Annotated in this window: 24 protein-coding genes; 21 read left to right on the plus strand and 3 right to left on the minus strand. The window is 51.2% G+C overall.

Annotated elements, in window-relative coordinates; all coding sequences use genetic code 11:
- The first annotated feature begins 125 nt into the window (after nt 1-125).
- From mfd to spoVT, 5 genes are all read left to right on the plus strand, one after another.
- Nucleotides 126-3,653 (plus strand): transcription-repair coupling factor, encoded by a 3,528-nt coding sequence (gene mfd, locus PJDR2_RS00215; RefSeq protein ID WP_012772041.1) that lies wholly within the window; start codon nt 126-128, stop codon nt 3,651-3,653.
- A gap of 161 nt (nt 3,654-3,814) precedes the next feature.
- Entirely contained in the window at nt 3,815-4,921 is a 1,107-nt protein-coding gene (locus tag PJDR2_RS00220; protein ID WP_012772042.1) for a peptidylprolyl isomerase, read from the plus strand.
- A 124-nt stretch (nt 4,922-5,045) separates the two neighbouring features.
- Nucleotides 5,046-5,918 (plus strand): SPFH domain-containing protein, encoded by an 873-nt coding sequence (locus tag PJDR2_RS00225; RefSeq protein ID WP_012772043.1) that lies wholly within the window; start codon nt 5,046-5,048, stop codon nt 5,916-5,918.
- A gap of 12 nt (nt 5,919-5,930) precedes the next feature.
- Nucleotides 5,931-6,116 carry a hypothetical protein gene (locus PJDR2_RS00230; protein ID WP_012772044.1) on the plus strand — a complete coding sequence of 62 codons (186 nt, stop codon included), beginning with the start codon at nt 5,931-5,933 and terminating at the stop codon, nt 6,114-6,116.
- A 489-nt stretch (nt 6,117-6,605) separates the two neighbouring features.
- Complete coding sequence (gene spoVT, locus PJDR2_RS00235; RefSeq protein ID WP_012772045.1) at nt 6,606-7,145, plus strand: stage V sporulation protein T; 540 nt, start codon at nt 6,606-6,608, stop codon at nt 7,143-7,145.
- A gap of 72 nt (nt 7,146-7,217) precedes the next feature.
- Here spoVT and PJDR2_RS00240 read toward each other — a convergent pair whose 3' ends face one another.
- Nucleotides 7,218-8,072 (minus strand): AraC family transcriptional regulator, encoded by an 855-nt coding sequence (locus tag PJDR2_RS00240; protein ID WP_012772046.1) that lies wholly within the window; start codon nt 8,070-8,072, stop codon nt 7,218-7,220.
- Between the two features lie 186 nt (nt 8,073-8,258).
- Between PJDR2_RS00240 and PJDR2_RS00245 the strand changes: the two genes are divergently transcribed.
- The gene (locus tag PJDR2_RS00245; protein WP_012772047.1) at nt 8,259-9,557 is read left to right on the plus strand and encodes an alpha-glucosidase/alpha-galactosidase; all 1,299 of its coding nucleotides are present in this window, start codon (nt 8,259-8,261) and stop codon (nt 9,555-9,557) included.
- A gap of 506 nt (nt 9,558-10,063) precedes the next feature.
- On the opposite strand, the gene PJDR2_RS00250 is transcribed toward PJDR2_RS00245, so the two are convergent.
- Both PJDR2_RS00250 and PJDR2_RS00255 read right to left on the minus strand, forming a co-directional pair.
- Complete coding sequence (locus PJDR2_RS00250; protein WP_012772048.1) at nt 10,064-10,687, minus strand: GyrI-like domain-containing protein; 624 nt, start codon at nt 10,685-10,687, stop codon at nt 10,064-10,066.
- Between the two features lie 21 nt (nt 10,688-10,708).
- Nucleotides 10,709-11,848, minus strand: coding sequence for a glycerate kinase (locus PJDR2_RS00255; RefSeq protein WP_012772049.1), 1,140 nt, complete (start codon nt 11,846-11,848; stop codon nt 10,709-10,711).
- A gap of 175 nt (nt 11,849-12,023) precedes the next feature.
- On the opposite strand from PJDR2_RS00255, the gene mazG reads away from it, so the two are divergent.
- The 15 genes from mazG to hpt all read left to right on the plus strand — a co-directional run bounded on the left by mazG (nt 12,024) and on the right by hpt (nt 25,339).
- Entirely contained in the window at nt 12,024-13,502 is a 1,479-nt protein-coding gene (gene mazG / locus PJDR2_RS00260) for a nucleoside triphosphate pyrophosphohydrolase (protein WP_012772050.1), read from the plus strand.
- A 202-nt stretch (nt 13,503-13,704) separates the two neighbouring features.
- Nucleotides 13,705-13,977 carry an HU family DNA-binding protein gene (locus tag PJDR2_RS00265; RefSeq protein ID WP_012772051.1) on the plus strand — a complete coding sequence of 91 codons (273 nt, stop codon included), beginning with the start codon at nt 13,705-13,707 and terminating at the stop codon, nt 13,975-13,977.
- 3 nt (nt 13,978-13,980) lie between these two features.
- Nucleotides 13,981-14,259, plus strand: a complete 279-nt coding sequence (locus PJDR2_RS00270) for an RNA-binding S4 domain-containing protein (protein WP_012772052.1) — start codon at nt 13,981-13,983, stop codon at nt 14,257-14,259.
- Between the two features lie 107 nt (nt 14,260-14,366).
- A complete protein-coding gene (locus tag PJDR2_RS00275; protein ID WP_012772053.1) occupies nt 14,367-15,107 on the plus strand; it encodes a hypothetical protein in 741 nt (246 codons plus the stop codon).
- A 137-nt stretch (nt 15,108-15,244) separates the two neighbouring features.
- Nucleotides 15,245-16,081, plus strand: coding sequence for a DUF817 domain-containing protein (locus PJDR2_RS00280; protein WP_083777986.1), 837 nt, complete (start codon nt 15,245-15,247; stop codon nt 16,079-16,081).
- A gap of 109 nt (nt 16,082-16,190) precedes the next feature.
- The gene (yabP, locus tag PJDR2_RS00285; RefSeq protein ID WP_012772055.1) at nt 16,191-16,475 is read left to right on the plus strand and encodes a sporulation protein YabP; all 285 of its coding nucleotides are present in this window, start codon (nt 16,191-16,193) and stop codon (nt 16,473-16,475) included.
- On the plus strand, nt 16,472-17,077 hold the full coding sequence (yabQ, locus tag PJDR2_RS00290; RefSeq protein WP_012772056.1) for a spore cortex biosynthesis protein YabQ: 606 nt from the start codon (nt 16,472-16,474) through the stop codon (nt 17,075-17,077). The genes yabP and yabQ overlap by 4 nt, the downstream gene beginning before the upstream one ends.
- A gap of 86 nt (nt 17,078-17,163) precedes the next feature.
- The gene (locus tag PJDR2_RS00295; protein WP_012772057.1) at nt 17,164-17,475 is read left to right on the plus strand and encodes an FtsB family cell division protein; all 312 of its coding nucleotides are present in this window, start codon (nt 17,164-17,166) and stop codon (nt 17,473-17,475) included.
- Between the two features lie 97 nt (nt 17,476-17,572).
- Nucleotides 17,573-18,061, plus strand: a complete 489-nt coding sequence (locus PJDR2_RS00300; protein ID WP_012772058.1) for a S1 domain-containing RNA-binding protein — start codon at nt 17,573-17,575, stop codon at nt 18,059-18,061.
- A 435-nt stretch (nt 18,062-18,496) separates the two neighbouring features.
- Nucleotides 18,497-18,718, plus strand: coding sequence for a hypothetical protein (locus PJDR2_RS32795; protein WP_150106402.1), 222 nt, complete (start codon nt 18,497-18,499; stop codon nt 18,716-18,718).
- A gap of 197 nt (nt 18,719-18,915) precedes the next feature.
- Nucleotides 18,916-21,408 (plus strand): stage II sporulation protein E, encoded by a 2,493-nt coding sequence (gene spoIIE, locus PJDR2_RS00305; protein ID WP_012772060.1) that lies wholly within the window; start codon nt 18,916-18,918, stop codon nt 21,406-21,408.
- A 226-nt stretch (nt 21,409-21,634) separates the two neighbouring features.
- The gene (locus PJDR2_RS00310; protein WP_012772061.1) at nt 21,635-22,363 is read left to right on the plus strand and encodes a vWA domain-containing protein; all 729 of its coding nucleotides are present in this window, start codon (nt 21,635-21,637) and stop codon (nt 22,361-22,363) included.
- Nucleotides 22,347-23,264, plus strand: coding sequence for a serine/threonine protein kinase (locus PJDR2_RS00315; RefSeq protein ID WP_012772062.1), 918 nt, complete (start codon nt 22,347-22,349; stop codon nt 23,262-23,264). The genes PJDR2_RS00310 and PJDR2_RS00315 overlap by 17 nt, the downstream gene beginning before the upstream one ends.
- Nucleotides 23,265-23,317: 53 nt before the next feature.
- The gene (gene tilS, locus PJDR2_RS00320; RefSeq protein WP_012772063.1) at nt 23,318-24,745 is read left to right on the plus strand and encodes a tRNA lysidine(34) synthetase TilS; all 1,428 of its coding nucleotides are present in this window, start codon (nt 23,318-23,320) and stop codon (nt 24,743-24,745) included.
- Between the two features lie 54 nt (nt 24,746-24,799).
- Entirely contained in the window at nt 24,800-25,339 is a 540-nt protein-coding gene (gene hpt / locus PJDR2_RS00325) for a hypoxanthine phosphoribosyltransferase (RefSeq protein WP_012772064.1), read from the plus strand.
- The last annotated feature ends 6 nt before the right edge of the window (nt 25,340-25,345 follow it).

Genomic DNA, 25,345 nt, shown 5'->3' on the forward strand with positions numbered 1-25,345 from the left:
GTAACACAATAGTGTTCGTAGCCTTGGCATCTGGCTGAGGCTTCTTTTCGATGATTCTTATTGTAAAATAATGCTTCTATTTCTTTGCCTTTTGTCTTGTGTATAGAAACGGGGTGCCTTCACGATTGAAAGCGTTAGTACAGGCTTTTGCCGCGGATCCGGATGTACAATCGATTATAGCCGGCGTCCGCAAAGGAATGCGCGAACAGATGATATCGGGACTTGCGGGCTCTTCCAGGCAAGTACTCGTTGCGGCGGTGAAGGATGATTTAGACCGTCCGCTGCTTGTTGTCACGCATAATATGTATGCCGCACAGAAAATTGCAGAGGATTTGCAGGAATGCATCTCTGCCGATGATGTATTGTTATATCCCGCGAACGAGCTGGTAGCTGCCGAAGCGGCGATCTCAAGTCCTGAGACGCTGGCGCAGCGCATGGATGTGCTGATCAAGCTGTCCGAAGGCTTCCGCGGGATTGTTGTCGTTCCGTTCTCCGGTATTCGGCGCTATCAGCCGATTAAAGGGGTTATGTCGGATGCGAAGATCTTGATTAAAGTTGGCGACACGATCGAGCTGGATGGTTTCCTGCGCCAAATGACCGGTCTTGGCTACATCCGCGCGGACCGCGTGGAGTCCAAAGGAGAGATGAGCGTACGGGGCGGTATCGTGGACTTTTATCCGCTCACGGCGGAGCTTGCGTACCGGATTGAATGGTTTGGGGACGAGGTGGATTCGATCCGTACCTTCGACCCTTCCGACCAGCGTTCGCTTGATAACCTGCAGACGTTTACCGTAACGCCTTGTCAGGAGATTGTTGCCGATCAGCGGCGCTTTAGCGCTGCAGCGGAGCATGCAGCAACACTCCTTGCCCAGCAGCTCGACAAGATGACGGACCGAATGGCGAAGGACCGTCTCCGCCAGGAAATCGGCGGTGAGATCGAGAAGCTGCGGGAGCATGTCTATTTTCCTGAAATCTATAAATATATATCCTTGCTGTACCCGGAAAGACAGACCATTCTGGACTATATGCCAGACGATACGGTTCTTATCCTGGATGAGCCGACAAGGCTGATCGAGACGGGGCGCCAGCTGGAGCGGGATGAAGCGGAATGGTCGACCCATCTGCTCTCCAACGGCAAATCGCTGCCAAGCTTTATGCTTGCCCGGGAATCGGATGAGATCCTGCATCACCGGAAGTTCCAAACGCTGTTTATGTCGCTCTTCCTGCGCCAAATTCCGCATTCGCAGCCTCAAAACATCCTAAATATGACGAGCCGCGCGATGCAGAACTTCCATGGGCAGATGAATGTGCTCAAGGCGGAGATGGAGCGGTGGAAAAAGACAGGCGCGAAGGTGATGATGCTGGGCGGCAACGCCGAGCGGCTCGACCGGATCCGCCGCGTGCTGCAGGATTATCATATTGAGCCTCCTATCTTGATTGAAGGCAATCTTCAATCCGGCTTTGAGCTGCCTTCCTCCCATCTTGTCATTATTACGGAAGGCGAGATGTTCTCGCAGAAGCAGCGCAAGGCGCGCCGGATGGATAAGAAGATCGACAACGCCGAGCGAATCAAGAGCTATACCGAGCTGAAAGTCGGCGATTATGTCGTTCACCAGAATCACGGTATCGGTAAATACGTCGGTATCGGCACGCTGGAGATCGGCGGCATTCACAAGGACTACCTGCATATCTTGTATGCCGGCGGCGATAAGCTGTCCGTACCGGTCGAGCAGGTCGACATGATTCAGAAGTATGTCGGTTCCGAAGAGAAGGAGCCGAAGATTAATAAGCTGGGCGGCAGCGAATGGATACGGGCGAAAAATAAAGTTCGCGCATCTGTCCAGGACATTGCCGATGACCTGATCAAGCTGTATGCGGAACGTCAATCAGCGCCCGGATTTGCTTTTGGTCAGGATACGGCCTATCAGAACGAATTCGAAGCAATATTCCCTTATGATGAGACGCGCGATCAGCTGCGGGCGATCGAAGAGATCAAGAAGGATATGCAGAAGCCGCAGCCGATGGATCGTCTCCTGTGCGGCGATGTAGGCTACGGCAAGACCGAAGTGGCGGTTCGCGCCGCTTTCAAGGCTGCGATCGAAGGGAAGCAGGTAGCTATTCTAGTGCCAACGACCATTCTTGCCCAGCAGCATTACGAAACCTTCCGGGAACGATTCTCCGGATATCCGTTCAACATTCAGGTATTAAGCCGGTTCCGTTCCCGCAAGGAGCAGAATGATACGATGAAAGGCCTGAAGGCGGGGACGGTCGATGTAGTGATCGGCACGCACCGCTTACTGTCGCAGGATGTTATCTTTAAAGACCTGGGTCTGCTTATCGTCGACGAAGAGCAGCGGTTTGGCGTATCGCATAAGGAAAAGCTCAAGAAGCTGAAGACCAATGTCGACGTGCTGACGCTGACCGCAACGCCTATTCCGCGGACCTTGCATATGTCTATGCTGGGCGTTCGCGATTTGTCGGTCATCGAGACGCCGCCGGAGAACCGTTTCCCGGTGCAGACTTACGTCGTCGAATACAGCACCTCGCTCGTGCGCGAAGCGATTGAGCGGGAGCTTGCGCGCGGCGGGCAGGTTTATTACCTGTACAACCGTGTGCAGGGGATTTATCAAATGGCCGAGCAGATCAATGCGCTTGTGCCGGATGCCAAGGTTGCGGTCGGTCATGGCCAAATGTCGGAGCAGGAACTTGAGAAGACGATTCTGGACTTCCTGGACGGCGAGTCCGATGTGCTTGTCAGCACGAGCATTATCGAGACCGGCGTCGATATTCCGAACGTAAATACGCTAATCGTGCACGATGCGGACAAAATGGGCCTTTCCCAGCTGTACCAGCTGCGGGGGAGGGTTGGCCGTTCGAACCGGATTGCTTACGCCTACTTCACCTACCAACGGGACAAGGTTCTGACCGAGGTAGCGGAGAAGCGACTGCAGTCGATCAAGGAATTTACGGAGCTGGGCTCCGGCTTCAAGATTGCGATGCGAGACCTTTCCATCCGCGGAGCGGGTAATCTGCTTGGGGCGGAGCAGCATGGCTTTATTGCTTCCGTTGGCTTCGATCTGTATTCGCAGATGCTGGCTGACGAGATTGCGAAACGCAAGGCGGAAATGGAAGGCGTGGAAGTGAAGGAAGAGCGCCGCGTCAGCACGCTGATCGATGTCAGCATCGACGCTTACTTGCCTTCCGATTATATTTACGACAGCATCCAGAAGATCGAGATCTACAAGAAAGTAGCCACCGTCACGTCTATTGACGAAGCGGAGGATCTGGCCGAGGAGCTGATCGACCGTTTCGGCAACTTGCCGCAGGCCGTGGACAATCTGCTGTCGGTTGCGCGGCTTAAGGTATACGGCACGCAATACGGCATTGAACAGATCAGCCAGAAGAGCGATGATCTTATTGTCCGCTTCGGCGAACGCGAGAAGAAACGAATCGACCGCAAGCTTGTGGATCAGCTGTGCGTGCAGTACGAGAACCGGTTCCGCCAAGGTGCGATTCAAGATGAATATCCAACGCTTCTGCTGCGGGGCAAAGGGCTTGAGATGGATCAGAAAGTCCAGCTTCTTGAAGGCTTCCTGAAGAAATTCAAGGATGCAAGAAAAGGCGAGGAAGCGCTGCAGGACGCAAAAGGCTAAGGATAGGTGAACGTATGATTTTCCATATAACGAGCTTGCGCCGCTTATAAAAATAACAGGCTGCTCCTCCTTGCAAGGGGCAGCTGTTACAAGCTTGTGGTCAAGCCTTGTCGTTTTCTGTTACAATACAATAAACTTCTCAAATTGAAAGGGGATTCAACATGTTGCACACAAAACGCAAATCGACATGGCGCAGAAGCGCACTGCTCGTAATCGCGGCAGTGCTGGTCATGACGATCATGGCGGCTTGCGGTGGCAAGAAAGAGAATGAGGGCGGCTCCACGGGCCTCACTTTCGCAGGGGCGGGCAAAGGTACTGTCGTTGCAACCTACAAAGACGGCACCGTCACAGAAGCGGAGTTCAACAAGTACCTGGATATCTTCAACATCATGCAGCCGGGCTACGAGCAAGTGATTGCAATCCCGCAGTTCAAAGAGCAATTGCTCCAGCAATTCGTTTCGTATAAGATCCTGGCTAAACAAGCTACGGAAGCAACGCTCAAAAAAGCGGACGATGAAACGAATGACCAGATGAAGAGCTTTGAAGATACGCTCAAAACGAATGCCGACGTGAAAAAGACGCTGGACGACAAAAAAGTATCTACAGCTGACGTAAGAACCTACCTCAACCTGATGCTGGTTGTGGTTGAGCATATGAATTCGAAAGTAACGGACGACGAGATGAAAGCCGAGTACGAGAAAAACATCGGCAACTACAACCCGGTAACCGTTCGTCATATTCTCGTAGCAACAACGGATCCTGCCGATTCGACGAAGACGCTTCGCACGAAAGAGGAAGCTCTGGCCCGTGCAAAAGAAGCGAAAGCGAAGCTTGATGCAGGCGGCGACTGGACAGCCCTTGCTAAAGAGTATTCCGACGATACAGGTTCGAAGGATAGCGGCGGCGAATACAAAGACGCGAAAGCTTCGGATTGGGTAGAGGGCTTCAAAAATGCGGCCCTGACTCAACCTGTAGGCAAAATCGGTGATCCGGTTGAGACCGAATACGGCTATCACGTGATCCTGGTCGAGAAACGCGACCAAGTGACTTATGACAAAATTACGGACGAGCAGAAGCAAGAAGTACAAAGCGTGGTGGCTTACAACCACATGAATACGTTCATGACGGATGAAATGCCGAAGCAAGACGTGAAAATCACGCTTCCTGAAGCATCCACTTCGCCAGACGCATCTGCATCGCCAGGTGCCTCGGAGTCGCCAGCGGCGTCCGAATCCCCGGCTGCATCGGAATCTCCGGCAGCTAAATAAAAGCCTTTAAAGGAAGCTGATCTCATCATGCAAATGATGGATCAGCTTTTTTTTATGAAAGACTTTCTTGTTTTTGTAAAAAGTGATATCATAATTATATCAAAACAATATGAGGGGTGTTCTTATGAAGGAATATAAAGCTTGGCACGTAAACGGATTCCTCGCATTGCTCGCCGCGATTGTTTCTTTTGCCGGAGGTATCGCACTTATTATATTTGGCTCCGATCAGCTGGATCCGAATGTGTTTCTGATTGTTCTTGGGATATTGCTTGAGGTAGTCTTTATCGTAGCGGTATCCTCGCTTACAATCGTTCAGCCGAATGAAGCGAAGGTTATTACATTCTTCGGTACGTATGTAGGTACTGTCCGCTTGAGCGGCTTGTGGATTGTCGTACCGTTCACGAACAAGAAGAGGGTATCGATGAAGGTCCGCAACTTCAACAGCCAGACCCTGAAGGTGAATGACGCGGAAGGCAATCCGGTTGAGATTGGCGCCGTTGTTGTGTTTAAAGTGACGGAGACAGCTAAGGCCTCCTTTGACGTGGATAACTACGAACGCTTCGTGGAAATTCAGAGCGAGACGGCTGTGCGCCATATCGCTGCCCAATATCCTTACGATACCTTCTCCGATACCGTCCAACAGTCGCTGCGCGGCAATGCGGATGAAGTAGCGGCGGAGATGATGAATGAGCTGCAGAATCGTCTGGCCGTAGCCGGCGTAGAAGTTCTGGAGACCCGCCTGACGCATTTGGCTTACGCTCCGGAGATCGCAAATGCGATGCTGCAGCGCCAGCAGGCGATTGCAATCGTATCGGCTCGTCAAAGAATTGTAGAAGGCGCGGTTGGCATGGTGGATTCCGCTTTGAAGCAGCTGGCGGAGAACGGAATCGAGTTGGATGAGGAGCGTCGCGCGGCAATGGTCAACAATCTGATGGTTGCCATTGTATCCGACCGGGGAGCAACGCCGGTTATTAATACGGGCACGCTGTACTCCTAAGAGGACAGTCCAATGGGGAAAGAAAAGAAAGCTTTTGCGCTCCGGCTCGATCCAGATTTACACCGTGCCATCGAGCAATGGGCGAATGATGAGTTCCGCAGCGTAAACGGGCATATCGAGTTTTTGCTCCGGGAGGCGCTTGGCAAAGCCGGAAGGCTGCCTAAACCAGCGCCCAATAATCCGGTTAATAATGAGTGATGTTTGACAGCCGCCGTTCCATCCTTTAAGGGGTGGAACGGCGGATTTTTTTTGAATGGATTTTTTCACGTGGAACAATTAGCGGGGTTAATTATTAAAAAGAAGGAAATGAAGCAAGGTTTTTGGCATAGAAGGGAATGCTTTAAATGGTGCTTTACGGATTGTCTTACCACATCTGTCCGAGATTGCCTGGCTTCAGCAGGAAACCCGCAGGAAGCGGCGGATAGCCGTGCATAAGAAATTGGGAGCCGATGAATACTATGGTCAGATTCACAAAAGAATTCGTTATCGAACGCGCTAGACATAAGAGCCGCCGAATCACAACCAGCATAACGGCAGCTTTAGAATAGGCGCTCCGCTAGCTGAATCATTCTTTCCGCGAGAACGCTTTAATCCTTGGTTTATAAAGAGGAGGGCGGCAATCGCTTGTTATGAAGGCTAATCGTATCCAGTGACTTAAAATCCTCTAGGAAAGTGGGGCAACAAGAAATGAAAGCAACTGGAATTGTACGTCGCATCGATGATCTCGGGCGTGTGGTGATTCCGAAGGAGATCCGCCGTACTTTACGTATCCGTGAAGGAGATCCGCTCGAAATATTTGTTGACCGCGATGGTGAAGTGATCCTGAAGAAATACTCTCCAATCGGTGAACTTGGCGACTTTGCCAAAGAGTATGCCGAATCCTTATTCGAGAGCACCAACCACGTTACCCTTATTACAGACCGCGATACGGTTATTGCCGTAGCCGGCGCTTCGAAAAAAGAACTGCTGGAGAAGCAGATCGGCTCCATTCTGGAAGGATGTATGGATAACCGCAAGACGACTGAAGGCGCTTCCGGCACATACGAGATCGTTAAGGATTTGCATGACACATACTCCGCTTATGTAGCAGCACCAATCGTTGCAGGAGGAGATCCAATCGGTACCGTAGTCCTGCTCAGCAAAGACGATGCGGTTAAAATGTCGCAGATGGAAACCAAAATGGTGGAGACGGCGGCAGGCTTCCTGGCGAAACAAATGGAACAATAATAAGGGCGAAAATTAAAGGCTTGGTTCCCGTTAACCGACTGCAGGTTGCATCGTAACGGAAACCAAGCCTTTTCATGTGGCGGTGCGGTTGATATGATCCCGGGATGTCCGGGGGGAGCTGCCGATCACTCTCTTGAACATTTTCGAGAACAGGAAAGGGTCGGTATAGCCGACGGAGCGGGCGATGTCGCCAATGGTAAGCTCTTGATGATGCAGAAGCTCAACGGCCCGGTTCATCCGAAAACGGAGCAGGAAGGCCTGCAGGGAGACACCTAGCTGCGCCTTGAATAAGCCGGACAGGTAAGTACGGTCGAGTCCCACGAAATTCGCGATGTCCTGAACGGAGATCGGAAGGCTGTAGCTGTTCTCGATAAAGGCAACTGCTTTATTGATGTAGGCTTCTTTCGTATTCACGGCATGCGCCGGAGCAGAGGGCTGCTTATTGCAGGCGACTAGCCGGGCCATGTATTGGTACAGAAGACTTTGACTGAATAGATCCCCGCTGCCGGGATGATCCTCTAGGGCTTGATGGCATTGTTCATAGACGGATTCGAAAAAGTCCTTCTGCTCCGTCGCGTCAAATATCGGATTTGCAGGGCTAAGCCCGGCACGCTGCAGCAGTGATTTCGCATGAAGTCCTTTAAGTCCTACCCAGGAGTAAGTCCAGGGGTTGTCCTCATCTGCTTTGTAGTACACAAGCGAACCCGGAATGATTAGAAAGCCTTGTCCGGCATGCAGCTCATAGCTGAGCTCGCCTAGCCGGAATTGGCCGGTGCCGCTGTGGACGTAATGAATAATATACATATCGCGCAGACCGGGACCCCAATAGTGCCCGGGATCGCAATCCTGTTTGCCCCAAAATAACAAGCTTAAGTCCATATAACGCTCTGTTGCCGGACTGGGCAGATAAATTTCGGATAACGGCATAGGGCGGTTCCCTCCAGTTTGGATGGTACACAGCTTATATCATCATTATAAAGCCCGATGGCCTGCTCGTCATAAGGAAATGGGATTATGACAAATAAATAAGAGGCTTTGCCATGTTCGCCTATCCGCTTCGGATATATAGTGGAGGAGTCAATTCCTTTTACGAAAATGGAGGCGGAAGCTAAGATGTCTAAAATTACTTTTCTAGGTGCGGGAAGCACGGTGTTCGCGAAAAATGTACTGGGTGACGTAATGTTAACGGAGCCGCTGCAAGGCTTTGAGCTTGCCTTATTCGATATTGATGCAGGGCGTCTGCGCGATTCCGAGCAGCTGCTGTTGAATATGAAACAATCGCTTGGCAGCAACTGTGTGGTTAAAGCTTATTCTGACCGCAAAGAAGCGCTCCGCGGAGCGAAATATGTAATCAACGCTATTCAAGTTGGCGGCTACGATCCTTGTACGATCACGGATTTTGAAATTCCGAAAAAATACGGGCTGCGCCAGACGATTGCCGATACGGTTGGCATCGGCGGTATTTTCCGTAACCTGCGCACGATTCCGGTTGTGCTTGATTTTGCAAAGGATATGCGCGAGGTTTGTCCGGACGCCCTATTCATGAACTATACGAATCCGATGGCGGTTCTGACGAATGTGCTGTCGACGGCGGGCGGCGTTAGAACGGTTGGCTTGTGCCACAGCGTACAGGCCTGCGTGTCCGATCTGTTCAAAAGCCTGGAGATGGACGCTACGGGCGTGGAATCCAAGATTGCGGGCATCAACCATATGGCCTGGCTGCTTGAAGTGAAGAAGGATGGCGTGGATCTGTATCCGGAGATCAAGCGCCGTGCGGCGGAAAAGCAGAAGGAGAAGCATCATGACATGGTACGCTTCGAAATGATGCTGAAGTTCGGCTACTACATTACGGAATCGTCGGAGCATAATGCAGAGTACCATCCGTATTTCATTAAACGCAATTATCCGGAGCTGGTTGACCGCTTCAACATTCCGCTGGACGAATACCCGCGCCGCTGCATCGAGCAGATCAAAGGCTGGAACAGCATGCGGGAATCGCTGCTCGCGAACAGCAATATCGAGCATAAGCGCAGCCATGAGTACGCATCGCATATCATGGAAGCGATTGAAACGGGCAAAACGTTCAAAATCGGCGGCAACGTCATGAACACCGGCCTGATTACCAACTTGCCGAAGGAAGCTTGCGTAGAGGTTCCGTGCCTTGTTGACCGCTCGGGCATCAATCCGACGTATGTCGGCGATCTGCCGCCGCAGCTGGCTGCGCTCAACCGCACGAACATCAATACGCAGCTGTTGACGATTGAAGCAGCGCTGACGCAGAAGAAAGAGCATATCTACCATGCCGCTATGCTGGATCCTCATACTTCGGCGGAGCTGTCCATGGATGATATTGTGGCTTTGTGCGACGATTTGATCGAGGCTCATGGTGATTGGCTGCCTGCATATAAGTGATGCGAGGTGATCGATGGTGGGCGGGGGCAGAAAATATACTTTCTTCCAGTTGCTGTTGTACCCATGAAATTTTGAATTAACTCGCTCAGGCGAGATTTCATGGGTACAAAGGCAAGCGCTACGCTCTTCCAGTAAGTATATTTCCTTTACCCTATCTATCGATCGCATCGCGATCAAAAACCGCACACAGCGCGGTTTTTGTAGGCAAATTAAGGCCGCCCACTCCAATTGGGCGGCCTAATTTTTTTAATTGCAGGCCTGGTGGACTCAGGCCGCCATAACAATAATGTGGCTGCCCGGGTTATTGGGTAGCCTATTGTGGTTTATAAAGCAATTGATGGAGGGGAGGGATTGTAACTCTTTAAGGAGCGGAGCGCTTGCCTTTGCCGTCTAAAAGCCTCGTTTACGAGCTTGTTCAAGCTTTAAGACGGCAACAGCAACCGAAAGAGATACAATCCTGGACTGAGATTGCATATGCGTCAATCAGTAGAGTCACGTACTGTAGATCAATTGCGCCCCGCCTGGAAACGGAGGACGGTTTTTAGTTTCTCCGGCTGCGTTTTTCTGGCATCGGATATGTAAATTTCTTTATGCAGCTTGGAGAGTCGCTTGAGCCCCTGTTCCTCGCAATATTGCTCCATCTTGTCGAAGCTGGCCGGTTCATCATCGTAAGGACCGTGATGCATCATCTGTACGCAGAGACCTTCATCCAGCTTCCCGAACGTTACGTTGCTTAGGAGCGGGTGGGGCTTCTTCTTGCATACGGTCTCTATGACTTCTTGTGCCAATGTCTCCGTTATAAAGTCGGGCTGTCTGATCATAAGGGAGTAAATAAGCTTATCTTTATCCAGAACGGCAGCTTGCCTGGCTTCTTCATCCAGATCCCATATACCCTCGAGCGGAAAAACGGCGTAATCGTAATATCCCTCCGGCGCAGCTCCTTTTTTAGGCAGCATTTTTACGGTGTAGGACAAGGAATAGAGGACTCCGACAGCCTCTGCGAATTCCGGGTAATTGGGATTGCCTTTGCCTTTAAGCGTGAAATAGTTCATTGGAGGGACTTCAATGACGGTTGGGACATTTTTGGGCAGATAGAGGGACTTGTCGTTCTTTTTCCACTCATATTTCATTTCGAATATACCTCCGGTCCCTTATCGTTTGCTTACGCGTCCTGCCAGGAAAGTACGGAAAACTTGCTCGGCCGTCTGCTCAAGCAGGATGGGGGCATGCTCCATCGCTTCCTGCAAGGTCATTGGCGTATTCATGATGCTATGCACGCTGCTGATGCCCTCCGCATGCAGGACATCAATGCCGGAGCCGACGGATCCCGCCAACGCAATCGCAGATATTCCGTGCTTCTTGGCTAGTTGGGCGACGCCCATCGGCGCTTTGCCGGAGGCCGTCTGGTGATCGATACGGCCCTCTCCGGTTATAACGAGATCAGCCCCGTCTATATGCTCCTCCAGATGCACATGCTCCAGAACCACATCAATTCCGCGGCGAATGGAAGCGGGGAAGAAGGCCAGATAGGCTCCGCACAGGCCGCCAGCTGCACCTGCGCCGGGGTATTCGTGGAGTCGGATTCCCGTCTTCGCTTCGATTAGATCAGCCCATACCGTCATCCCTTGCTCAAGCTGGTCTACCATTTCGTGAGACGCGCCTTTTTGCGGTCCAAAGACGCGTGACGCCCCTTGTTCCCCGATAAGAGGATTTTGCACGTCAGTGGCAATAACAAAAGAAGAATCCGCAATGCGCGGATGCCAAAGACTATCGTCTATCGTCGCTATATCAGCCAAAGCTCTTCCGCCGGGCGGGACGGAATTGCCCTGCTGATCCAGCAGACGCATCCCTAATGCCTGCAGCATGCCGGTTCCGCCGTCATTGGTGGAACTGCCGCCTACGGTGAGCAGAAACCGCCGGCACCCATGGTCGAGCGCGTGGCGAATAAGCTCGCCTGTCCCGTAGGTTGTCGTCAGGGCTGGGTTACGCTGCTCCTCCGTCAGTAAGCACAGGCCGGAGGCTTCCGCCATCTCAACAACGGCCGTCTGTCCGATTATTCCGTAAGAAGCGCTAACGCTTGTCCCAAGCGGGCCGGTTACGTTTACGGTTATGCGCTCACCACTCGCTGCGGCGAGCAGGCTGTCGAGCGTTCCCTCACCTCCGTCAGCAATTGGAAGCTTGACGATGTCGGCATCCGGCACGCACCGCGATATGCCTTGAGCAATGGCCTCAGCCGCTGCAGCAGCGGACAAACTGCCTTTGAAAGAATCCGGTGCTATAACGATTTTCACGATCAGCCCTCTCCTTCTCCGTTCCTTATTGCATTTAGTATACCTGATTCCACGGTCGCTGCGCCGCATCCCTGCCGCGCTAATTGCCGTATCCGGCACCCGATTATTAATCCCCGCGCAAGAAATGGTATACTACGTGTAGAATCTGCATGTGGCAGGGAGGAGCATTGCGAAAATGGCACAAACGATAACGGTAGTTGGCCTGGGATCGGGCGATCCCGATCAATTAACGCTTGGCGTGTGGCGGAGGCTGCAGGAGGCGGAGGCGATTTATGTCCGGACGGAGCAGCATCCGGTGATGTCACTGCTGCGGGAGCATCAGCTGGCTTACACGTCCTTTGACAGCGTTTATGAACAGCATGACACCTTTCCGGAGGTTTATGATACAATAGCGGATACGCTTGTCCGCAAGGCGCAGGAGGCATCCGCGCCAGTCCTGTATGCCGTGCCGGGGCATCCGATGGTAGCGGAGCGCACGGTGCAGCTGCTGCGCGAGCGCTGTTCGCCGGCTGATATCAGGCTCGAAATTATTGGCGGTGAGAGCTTCCTTGACCAAGCCTTTATCCGTCTTGGCATTGACCCGATCGAAGGCTTTGCGCTGCTTGATGCGGCCGAGCTGAAGGCGGCTCACGTGCAGCCGCGCGTACATACGATTATTGGGCAGGTCTATGATGCTTATACGGCATCGGATGTAAAGCTTGCGCTGATGGAGCGTTATCCGGATGACTATGAGGTTGTTGTTGGTCACGCGCTTGGAGTAACGGGCGAAGAACAGATCCTTAAGGTTCCGCTGTATGAGCTTGACCGGACGCCTGGCTTCGGCAATTTGTCGCTGATCTGGGTACCTCGTACGGAGGAGGATGCTGTACTTAACCGTACGTTCGACCGTCTGCATGAGATCGTTGCTATTCTGCGCAGTCCTGAAGGCTGTCCATGGGACCGCGAGCAGACGCATCAGTCCATCCGCAAGAATTTCATTGAAGAGCTGTATGAAGCGCTTGAAGCCATTGATAACGATGATCCCGACAATATGCGGGAGGAATTTGGCGATGTGATTCTGCAGGTCATGCTGCATAGCCAGATGGAAGAGGAGACGGGAGCCTTCTCTGTCTATGACGTTATCGAGGGCTTAAACGAGAAGCTGATCTTCCGCCATCCGCATGTGTTTGGCGACCGCAGCGCCGGGGATGCCAGCGAAGCGCTTGGCAACTGGGAGCAGATGAAGGCGGAGGAGAAGAAGCGCAAAGGCGAAGCCGATGCACGCAAATCGCAGCTGGACGGCATTCCGAAGGATCTTCCGGCGCTTATGAAGGCCTACCAGCTTCAGAAGAAAGCGGCGAAGGTTGGCTTTGATTGGGAGGAGCTAGGACCGGTTCTGACCAAAATAGAAGAGGAGCTTCGCGAGCTGCGCGAGGCGATAGATTCGAAGGATTCGGAAGAGCAGGCAGGAGAGCTGGGAGATTTGCTGTTTGCTGTAGTGAACGCTTCTCGCTTTATCCACGCGGATCCTGAGGAAGCACTCTCTCGCACCAATGCAAAATTTAAGAGCCGATTCTCTTATATTGAGGAGCAGCTTCGTATAAACGGCAAAACTTTTGACCAGACTGATTTAATAGAAATGGATCGTTGGTGGGAAGAAGCGAAGCGACAATAGAGCCTCGGATTCGCCACGAATCGCAACATTTCTGCATCTTTCGGTAAATTTTTTTACTCGTGCAGCAGGATTTTTTTACTGACAAGCAGAATAAGTATCAACGTGTTTGTGTCTATGCTTAAAATTACCAAACAAACGGCAGCGCCCAGTAGCAGCGCTGACCGAACAAAACAGGCGAATTGAATTTAGGAGGATATTAATAATGAACAAAACAGATCTGATCAACAACATTGCAACAAAAAGCGGTTTGACTAAACGTGACGTAGAAGCCGTATTGAACGGCTTCCTCGGCGAAGTTACTGACGCGCTTGCAGGCGGAGATAAAGTACAACTGATCGGCTTCGGTACTTTCGAAACTCGTAAACGTTCCGGCCGCGTTGGCCGCAACCCGCAAACGGGTAAAGAAATCTCCATCCCAGAATCCAAAGTTCCTGCATTCAAAGCAGGCAACAAACTGAAAGACGCTATCAAGTAATTCATGCGTCTGGATAAATTCCTCAAAGTATCCCGGTTGATCAAGCGCCGTACGGTAGCAAAGGACGTGTCCGAGCAAGGACGCGTATGGATCAACGGCCGTGAAGCGAAAGCTAGCAGCACGGTAAAAGCAGGGGATGAGCTTACGATCCAATACGGACAGAAGACGGTGACCGTTCGTGTCGAACGAATTGCCGAAACGACCCGTAAGGATGAAGCCGGTGAGCTTTACACTTTGATCAAGGAAGAACAACGCCCGCGCGAGGATAACCTCGGCTGGTAAACAAAAAAGAGCTGTCACCTTTAGTGGCAGCTCTTTTTTTCAATTCTAAGAGTTTATATTCGTTTCTCATAAACGTTTCACCTTGATGCCCGGGAGGTAGACAAGCCTTGATTCCAGCCATGACGAATTTGCCTGAAATCCGTCCATCAAAGGGCGGAGGTGTATTGGGACTGACCTTTTCTCTCTTTATTAAAAATGCGGCAGTGCTGATGCTCATAACGGCAATTACGATCGTGCCGGTTGAGCTCATAATCTGTTACGGTTTTTCCAACCTGTCTATCGATAATATTCTTAAGGACATCATTATCTCTCAGCTATTCCTAACCTTGCTGACCCCCGTTGTCGTTTACTACTTGATTGAGAGACTTCGGGGCGGCAAGGGCCGCGTAACCGATGCTTACCGGTGGGGGCTCCGCAAGTGGCTGCGGATGATCATGTATAATTTTCTGCAATGCGTCATTTTTTCGGCGGGGCTCCTGCTGTTCGTCATTCCGGGTTTGTTCATGTACGTAAGGCTTCTGCTGCTTCCCGCAGTGGTCTCTATCGAGAATACTTCCGTGACGAATCCGCTCGAGAGCAGCCGCAATATGGCCGAAGGACAATTCTGGCGTTTTCTCGGGCTTGGCGTTGTCATCAATCTATTTAGTTTTCTCCTAGGCTTGGGTGCAAGCAAATTGCTGCTAGAGTCGGGGGTTATCAACGGGATTACGGTTACGCTTTATTACCTGTTCATAGACTGGGTATCGCTGATTGGAGTTATTCTGTCTCTTGTGCTCTATCTCAAGATTAGAACAGAGCAATATGCGGCGGCTGCCCAGGCGGCTGAAGAAGCTGCCGTAACGGCATAACTGGTTAAGGAAAAGAGCATTTCTCTCTAGAGAGAAATGCTCTTTTTGTTTCTATGAAAACAAACATATCAATGATATCATTAAATATTTATTGTAAAACGATAAATCATTATGTTACCTTAATGGTGATTTCCATTATGCAGAGGAGGGGCATACCTTTGGAATTGCAGCCCTTATTGAATGTCGTCTGGATCCGCCGAATTTGGCAGCTTTTTATTTTTGGTTATCAGCAGGCCATGTCCTGTATTTTTCCGGTTATTATATTCGCGTCGCTCGCTTTAACAAAGGTAATATCCGTACCCTACGTTCATCGTTACGATTTGCTTCTGCTGATCTGCCTGTTTGCCCAGGTTGGGATGGTGGTATTTAAGCTGGAGACCATCGACGAGTTAAAAGTGATCTGCATGTTCCATATTATTGGACTGATGCTCGAGCTGTATAAAGTGCATATGGGCTCCTGGTCTTATCCGGGCGAAGGGTGGTCGAAGCTGTTTGGGGTACCGCTCTACAGCGGATTTATGTATGCCAGCGTAGCGAGCTACATCTGCCAGGCATGGAGGAGGCTGTCGATTTCCGTATACGGATGGCCGCGGCAGCGTTATGCCGTAATGGTCTGCGCGGCTATTTACCTGAACTTTTTTACCCATCACTATATGTGGGATTTGCGGTGGTTGTTGACGCTTCTGTTGATTATCGTCTTTTACCGGACGTCCTTTGCCTACAAGGTGGGGGGCCGGGAATACCGCATGCATGTTGTGCTGTCCTTCCTTCTTATCGGCTTCTTCATCTGGCTGGCTGAAAATATATCGACGTTTATGGGAGCATGGGCCTATCCGGATCAGGAGCATACCTGGCGTATTGTCCACCTGGGGAAAATCAGCTCCTGGTTCCTGCTTGTTGTCATCAGCGTCATTATCGTGGCGCAGCTGAAGCGCGTAAAAAGCGCAAGGGACGGAGGCAATCCGGCGCTCTAGCGAAACCGAAAATGAAAGAGTAGAATTGCCCTCGCGCGGATGTTCTAAAGTTCGTCCAACCCCCATAAGCTAGTCTCAAGCTATGCTTTCGAAGTGGAGGGACGGGTCAATGGTTGAACAAAGCAAAGGGCAGAAGCGGCAGGAAGTCAAAATGCTGAACCGCAAGCTGCTCGAAATTACCGGCGTACTAAATGTGGAAAGTTTCGACAGCGAAGAGTTTCTGCTCGATACCGAACTTGGCTTCCTGATGATAAAAGGGCAAAACCTGCATATCAAGCATCTCAATCTGGAGCAAAACCTAGTTGCCATCGAGGGGTATGTCCATTCACTCGCCTATTTGGACGCCAATACCTCTACCAAAACTAAAGGCTTATTCGGAAAGCTGTTTAAGTGACCTCCTTAAGCCTACAGTTTCTCACAATGGGGATGATGCTGCTGTCGGGCATCGGGATGGGCGTGATCTTCGACGGATACCGGGTTGTGTCGAATGAATTGCGCTTTCCGCGGTGGACGCTGCCTGTACTCGATATGGCGTACTGGCTGGCCGCATCGCTCCTTGTATTTCGTGTGCTGTACGCCAGCAACTATGGCGAGGTGCGGGCGTATGTATTCCTCGGCTTGCTTATTGGCGTGTTATGTTACTATTGGCTGCTGAGCAAACCGGTCATCCGTACGGTAAAATGGCTGATTGATGCGGTACGAGCCCTCATCCGGTTCACTCTGCGGACATTTGACCTTCTAATCGTGAAGCCGATCGTCCTGTTATACCGGTTGATCCGCGTCTTAATCGGATTTGGGACCGCGCTCACTATTTTCCTGTTAAAAATTGTGCTACAATTGGTTCGTCCGTTCTGGCTTTTGCTGCGTTTTATGCTCGGTCCGCTTACGCGCCCGCTATGGCGATGGCTTGGACCAAAGCTTTCCAGCCTGCAGCTCAAAGAAAGATGGGACAAGATCCTATCAGGTGTTATAAAATTATGGAAACGCCTGTTTTAAGTGAGCTTATGCTTTCGCAGCATGAATCATCACAATGGCTTGCAAATTGCCATCTGGGTGATCATTCATTTTAGGAGGTTTACCTTATGACGACTGCCACAGCCAATCCATCGACAGGGAACGCAGGATCCAAACGCCGTCTGCGCATATGGGCCATGTGCATCACTCTATTTTTGTGCTGGGCGGCGTATACCTTTATAGGTCAAATCAAGGATGCGCGTGCCACACAAGCGCAATTGACGGAGATCAAGAAGCAGGTAGATGATTCCACTCTGCAGTCCAAGCAGCTTCAACAACAGATAGATCGGCTTAACGATCCGGAATATATCAGACAACTTGCAACGAAGGAACAAGGAATGGTAACACCTGGAGAACAGCAGATTCAGGTCATTAAATAGACGCTAGAACGGGTGAACGTCTGTTGACCTTACTTTGACGATTCGGTTATAATCACGATAGTAACGCTATTTAGCTTAGGGAGGAACATTTTATTTTATGGCAATTGAAGTAGGAGCCAAGTTAGAAGGCAAAGTGACAGGCATAACGCATTTCGGAGCATTCGTTGATTTGTCCGGGGGTGTCACAGGGCTCGTTCACATCTCGGAAATTGCCGATAACTACGTCAAAGACGTGAAGGATCACCTGAAAATTGACGATGTTGTTAAAGTCAAAGTGATCAACGTTGATAAAGACGGTAAGATCGGACTTTCCATTAAACAGGCAGTTGACCGGCCTGAGGGCCAGCAAGCAGCACCACAACGTGAACCACGCGCAGGCGGTGGCGGAGGTTTTAACCGTGGAGGCGGCGGTCAAGATCGCGGTGGACGTCCTTTCAACAAGCAGTCGGCTGGCAGACCGTCTTACAACAAACCGTCATTCGAGGATAAAATGTCTCGCTTCCTGAAAGATAGCGAAGAACGTATTTCCTCCCTGAAGAAAAATACCGAAGGCAAACGCGGCGGCCGCGGTGCTAAACGGGTCTAAGCTGGATTTTATACAATCATATGAGGGCAGAACCTAAACGGTTCTGCCTTTTTTACCACAAAAGACCTTATAAATTCCGGGAGTCGGAATTCATAAGGTCTTTTTGGCGATAAAACCAACCGCTAAACGCGGTCGCTCCTCCTCGAATTGCATCGATCAGGTTTTCTCACCGCATTCATTCGGCGATAAAACCAACCGCTAAACGCGGTCGCTCATCTTCGAATTGCATCGATCAGGGTTTTCTCACCGCATTCATTCGGCGATAAAACCAACCGCTAAACGCGGTCGCTCATCTTCGAATTGCATCGATCAGGTTTTCTCACCGCAGCACGCCCCCCTCAAACTTTATGTTTATAAATATCTCAAGCAGGGTAATAAAGATCATCCCGTACAGAGCGACAAACTTCCTCATAAAAGAAGACTCCAACAGCCTTCATGAAGCTGCTGATGGAGTTTCCCTACGCCTTTATTGGCCCCAAACGCATGAAAAAGAGGCCTGATTATCGTTTTTCAACCCCCGCTATGCGCTTTTTTCTAAAAATATACCTCATTTCAAAAAAAGTTTTAGCTTGTTTCCCCGATACTCCCTGCAATCCCGACAGCAGAAAACAAAGATTTCGCGGACAGCCCGCGGCGCGGCGCGACGGTTTTTGTTGAAGCGGCAGTAGTGCCAATAGTCACGTGTCAGGTTTAAATCCAGTAACAGTGCGGATTTGAAAGCGTTGACAATTTGTGGGTAATGGATTTGGGTTTTGTCGGAAAAAACTTTGGTACGCCCACGGTAAACTGACAAACTTCATACGGACATGCTCCTATAATGGGAAACACAATAAACGAAATGGGTGGTGTTCGTAATGAAAAAAGAAAATGTCATTATGTTTCCTGCAGGTGAGCAACAAATGGGATGGGGACATTCCATGATGGAAAAGAGCCGTGGGTGGTTATCTTCAAGAAGGCTGGTCCAGCTGGTGCTGGCAAAGAAATGGACAATCATGCTCGTGGGGCTTGGCTTTCTCCTTGGAAGGGCGGTGATTCTGGAATCCCTGATGCCCTTTGCTGCGGCTTACTTTGCGGTCGTCTACTTTCTTCGAAAAGACGCGTTCGCCTGGACAGCCGTATCGCTTGTGGCCGGGAGCTGGTTCGCGGTTACGCCCGCACCCTTATGGATCGGGATGGAGCTCGCCGTTCTATTCTTATTATTTAAAGGCCTGGAGGCTTACGAGAAGGCGGAGCTCGGGACTGCTCCCTTACTCGTCTTTATCTCCACCTTACTTGTGCAGCTATTTGGACTCTTCATAGGAGATACGATGAGCTGGTATGGGTTCATGATGGTAGTGGTGGAGGCAGCGCTCAGCTTTGTGCTTACGCTTGTCTTTATTCAGGCCATACCGGTTCTGACCATGGCAAAGAAAACCGCCTCTCTCAAGAATGAAGAGATCATCTGCCTAATGATTCTGCTTGCCTCCGTTATGACCGGAGCGGTAGGCTGGCAAATTTACGGTCTGTCCGTCGAACATATTATGTCGCGCTTCCTGTTGCTATTGTTTGCCCTTGCAGGCGGAGCTCCGCTTGGCGCCTGTGTCGGCGTAGTTGCCGGACTTATTCTTAGTCTCGCCGACTTTAATGCGGTTGTGCAAATGAGCTTGCTTGCTTTCGCGGGGCTATTGGCCGGCCTTCTGCGTGAAGGCGGTAAAGCCGCGGTTGCCTTCGGCATGCTGCTCGGCACCTCGATCCTAGCCATCTATGTGGGAAGCGGATCGGATGTGATGACCTCGACATGGGAGTCGGTCACCGCAGCTGTCCTGCTTATGCTTACCCCCAAAATTATGATTCGAACCATCGCCCGCTATGTTCCGGGTACAAACGAGCATGCCAAGTCGCAGCATGAGTATGCCAAGCGTGTACGCGATGTAACAGCGGAGCGGGTATCCCAATATTCGGAGGTGTTCCGCCAGCTCTCGAAGAGCTTTGGCCAGCTCAATAACACGGCAGGGGCCGTGAAGCAGGAGGAGGAGCTTAATCATTTCATGCAGGCGGTATCGGCGCGAAGCTGTGCAGACTGCCACCGGAATAAGGCTTGCTGGGAGGGCAAGTATTTTCAAACCTATCAAATGATGAAGGACATGATCTCGGCGGTGGACGAGGACCGCATTCCAACGCATAATATGCCGCGTACATGGGCGTCCCATTGCGCGAAGCCGGCACAGGTGCTTGGCATTATCGAGCAGGAGTACGAGCTTTATAAGAATGATATGCACTGGAAAAAACAAATATTCGATTCCCGTCAGCTTGTGGCGGATCAATTATCGGGCGTATCGCAGGTGATGGAGGACCTGGCGCACGAGATTAAAAGGGAGGGGCAGACCCTGCATTTGCAGGAGGAACAGATTCGTGAAGCATTGGAGGGACTAGGCTTATCCATACAGGAGATTGAGGTTATTAATCTGGAAGAGGGGAATGTGGAAATCGAGCTGTACCATCATTTTGCCAGAGGCTACGACGAATGCCGCAAAATTATCGCTCCGCTCTTATCGGATATACTGGGCGAGCATGTGGCCGTCAAAACGGAGAGACCGGCTGAGAAGAATGGCGAACCAACCCTTGTTGTGTTTGGTTCGGCCAAGGAATTTGAGGTAGAGACAGGCATTGCCGGTGCCGCCAAAGGAGGCGACCTGCTGTCGGGAGACAGCTTCAGTATGCTCGAGCTTGGCAATGGCAAATTCGCCGTGGCCATTAGTGACGGCATGGGCAATGGAGAACGCGCGCGCCAGGAGAGCAGCGCAGCCCTGTCGATTTTGCAGCAGCTTTTGAAGTCCGGGATGGACGAGAAGCTTGCCATCAAATCGGTTAATTCGATTCTTCTCTTGCGATCGCCGGATGAGGTGTTCGCGACTATCGATCTGGCAATGATCGATTTATATACGGCGAGGACGACCTTTATGAAGATTGGCTCGACGCCAAGCTTTATTAAACGAGGAAACGAGGTGATTCCGGTAACGGCAAATAACTTGCCTGTCGGTATTTTGCAGGATATCGAATTTGACCTGATCTCCATGCCGCTGCAGCCGGGCGACACGATCGTTATGATGAGCGACGGAATTTATGATGCGCCGGGCCATGCTGTCAATAAGGAGATGTGGATGAAGAGGATGATTCAGGAGCTGAAGACCGATGAGCCGCAGGAAATGGCCGATGCCCTGCTGGAGACCGTGGTGAGGTATCATGAGGGCGATATTAAAGACGATATGACGGTGCTTGTCGCAAGGATCGATAAGCATTTGCCGGAATGGGCGTCATTCCGATGGCCGGGAATTAACCGGCTGGAGCGGCCGCGGACGGTTAGCTGAAGGAGGCAGATGACAAATGGGCGGATGCAGGCTCTTAGGCTAAAGCGCGGCAGTTTGCGCTTTGGCCCAAGAGCCTATTTGCATGACTTAAGCCTGAATATAAACTTTTCTTTGAAAAGGCTGCATAATTTCTCGGGAAATAGGGCAATCTAGCGGTTTATCCCTCGCTTCAAACGGCAAAACTAATAGAGAGGTTATGCTTGTTTTGAAGAGGAGGCAAGGAATAATGAAACAAATATTGCTGGTGACGGATGGCTGCTCCAACGTGGGAATGAGTCCGGTTGTAGCTGCGGCGCATGCGAAGGCGGAGGGTATTGCGGTCAACGTGGTAGGTATTCTTGATTATGGCGATGTAGGAGAGCTCGGTGCATCCGAAATAGAAGAGATTGCTCGTGCCGGGGGGGGCCTGAGCAGGCTTGTGAATATGCGGCAGCTGTCGCAGACGGTTCAAATGATGACGAGAAAAACCGCGGTTCAAACGATACAGCTGGCAGTCCAAAAGGAATTGAAGCAGGTGCTTGGCAACGGCTCGATCGAAGCGCTCCCGCCTGAGAAGCGGAGCGAGGTCGTCCGTGTTATTGATGAGCTTGGCGAGACATCCAAGCTGCAGGTTGCCCTGCTGATTGACGCAAGCGCCAGCATGAAGCCGAAGCTTCGCGCGGTGGAAGAAGCGATTCATGATCTTATGCTAAGCCTGCAGGCGCGCCAGGGGAAGAGCGAGATTGCCGTGTTCCATTTTCCAAGCAGCAAGCACGGCGAGGACTGTAAGCTGGATCTGGACTGGACCGATAATCTGAAAGGCATTTCTTCTATATTTACGAAATTCCCTATGAGCGGAACAACGCCAACGGGTCCGGCAATGATGCAAGTCATTGATTTTTACCGGCAGGGGGATTATGGTAAGAAGAGCAGAAACGATGAAACGGATGGGATGATGAGTGACTACGTCGTTTAAGTTAAATCTCCGCCGCGGTGCCGTTGTAACGGGGAAATGGAAGCAATCCCGTTATCGAGTCGAGCGGTTGCTTGGAGAGGGAGCGAACGGCAAGGTTTATCTCGTTCATGCTGACCGCGGCTGGTGCGCATTAAAGGTAGGGATGGACGCCATTGATCTGCAGTCGGAGATCAATGTTCTGCAGACTCTCGAGAAGCAAGACCGGAAGCAGACCTACCTCTATGAAGTGGATGACCTGCTTGGAGAGGGTGGCAAAGAGTATCCTTTCTATATTATGAGATACGTGCGTGGCGTAACGATTTCCGAATTCCTGGAGAAAAACGGGCCCGAGTGGTTCCCGCTTATTGGTCTTAACCTGCTTGGCAAGCTGGCCGAGCTTCACCGTAGGGGCTGGGTATTTGGCGATCTGAAGATCGATAACGTGCTGGTTGCCGATTACGGGTATGTGGAGCTTGTCGATTACGGCGGCGTTACGGCGATGGGCAAAGGGATCCGCCAGTTCACCGAAATCTATGACCGCGGCTTCTGGAATGCAGGATCGCGCTCGGCGGATGCCAGATACGATCTATTCTCCTTCGCCGTGCTATGCATCATGCTCCATGAACCGAAGAAGCTTCACGCGCTGACGGGAGGGTTGCCGCAAATCCGTTCAACTGAAGAACTGGAACGTTTAATTAGCGAGTGCAAGGGACTTGCTCCTGTAGCGGGATGGCTGAAGCAAGCGCTCGGCGGGCAATTCTTTGACGCTTCTGAAGGCGCAGAGGCCTGGCGGAGACTGCTGCACCGCAGGGATACGCGGGTAAAAAGCGCGAAGACGCCCGGATGGCTGAAAGGTCTTGCCGCCGTTTCGGCTGTTGTGCTTGGTATTTCGGTTTACTGGCTGCTTCGTAGTGGTATATAGCTGATATATAGAAGAAACATAATACTAAGGGGAATGAGGAGATACATACGCATATGGAAACGGGAGACCATAAGCTGCTGACCGACATGATGAAATACAGAGCAACCGAACAGCTATGGTCAAAGGGCGACCGGATCGTGGCCGCCGTATCCGGCGGTCCCGATTCAATGGCTCTGCTGCATCTGCTCTGGCAGGCAGCCCGGCAGGAGCAGCTTACAGTTATTGCGGCACATGTTAATCATGGCTTCCGCAAGGATGCTTCCCGGCAGGAGGCGGAGGTTGTCCGCCAATATGCGGAGAAGCTGGGCGTACCATTCGAGATGATTGAGCTCGATATGCCCGCATACATAGAAGAAACAGGAATAAACGCGCAATCCGCTGCGCGGGAGAAGCGTTACGCTTTTTTACATGAGACCGCTGTAAAATATGGCGCATCTGCCATCGCGCTTGCCCATCATGCCGATGACCAGGCGGAGACGGTGCTGATGCGAGTCATTCGCGGAGCGGGCCTGACAGGCCTTGCGGGAATGGCTCCCAAACGGAAAGAAAAAAACGTGGAACTTATTCGACCATTACTTCGTATGAACAAGTCAGACATTGTGCGCTACTGCTCCGAGAGGGATGTTCCTTATTGCCTCGACAGCAGCAACAATGAGCGATATTATTTCAGGAATGTCGTTCGGCTGGATGTTATCCCTTATCTTTCACAATTTAATCCTCAGCTTAATCACTCGCTAAGGCGGATCGCCGATGTAGCGGGGGCGGAGGATGACTGGATGGAGCTGGAAGGACAGCGGCTCTTTACATCGCTTGTAACGTTGTCGCCGGATGAATGCAAGCTTAATGCCGGTGAACTGATCGGTCTTCATGTCGCTTTACAAAGAAGATTGATTAAACTAATATTAAATTATCTTTCGAAGGATGCAGAAATTGCCTCCTTTGACGCGATTGAGACGATGCGGCTTGCGGCAGCCCCTGCAGCCCCGAGTACCTGGCGATACGATGCCGGCTCGGGTGTTCGGTGCATCCGCGAGTATAGCAGCATCCGATGGGTGCGAGTGCTGAATGCATCGGGAACGTCCGAAGATAGCTATGCCTTTTCCATTTCCGGGGATTCGAAGTCGGCGTTTATCACAGCCGGCGGAAGAGCGCTGCATATTGAGCGGCTAAAGCGGGGTGAAGCGGTAAAACCTGCGGGACGGAGCGAGGTATGCTTTGATGCAGACCGGCTTGTTTTTCCGCTTATGGTGCGTAATCGGCAGCCTGGCGACCGAATTCAGGTTTTAGGATTAAATGGGTCCAAAAAAGTGCAAGATATGTTCGTTGACGAAAAGATCGCGCCATCCGAGCGAGAGCGATATCCGCTGCTGGTGGATGCGAATAACCGCCTGCTCTGGATTCCGGGGATACGACGTTCAAGCCATGCGCAAACCGGTCATGAGACAACGGACTTCCTGTTCATTCGAATGGAGAACGAATAAGAAGCACTGCTGTATTCATAATTATAAAGTGAAAGATATAGGAGGATTTACATTTTGTTGAACGATATTAAAGAGGTACTCTACGACGAAGGGCAAATCAAGGCGAAGGTGAAGGAGCTTGGGGAAACTTTAAGCCGCGACTTCGACGGGCGTAATCCGCTCGTTATTTGCGTCCTCAAAGGTGCGTTTATTTTCATGTCCGACCTGGTCAAAGAGATGCCGATTAAACTTGAGATCGATTTTATGGCGGTATCGAGCTACGGGGCTTCGACCAAATCGTCGGGTGTCGTAAAGATTATTAAAGATCTTGATGCTTCCGTAGAAGGGCGTGACGTCCTGATCGTCGAAGATATTATTGACAGCGGTCTGACTCTGAGCTATTTGATCGATGTGCTGGAGCGCCGCAATGCCAAGTCGGTAACGGTTGCCACGCTGTTCGATAAGCCTGCACGCCGTTCGGTTGATCTCGAGGCAGACTACACCGGGTTCTCGCTGCCGGATGAGTTTGTTGTCGGCTACGGCCTCGATTACGCAGAGAAATACCGCAACCTTCCGTTCATCGGCATTCTGAAGCCGGAAGTTTACGAGAAATAGAATTTG

The sequence above is a fragment of the Paenibacillus sp. JDR-2 genome, from assembly GCF_000023585.1.
Lineage (GTDB): Bacteria > Bacillota > Bacilli > Paenibacillales > Paenibacillaceae > Pristimantibacillus.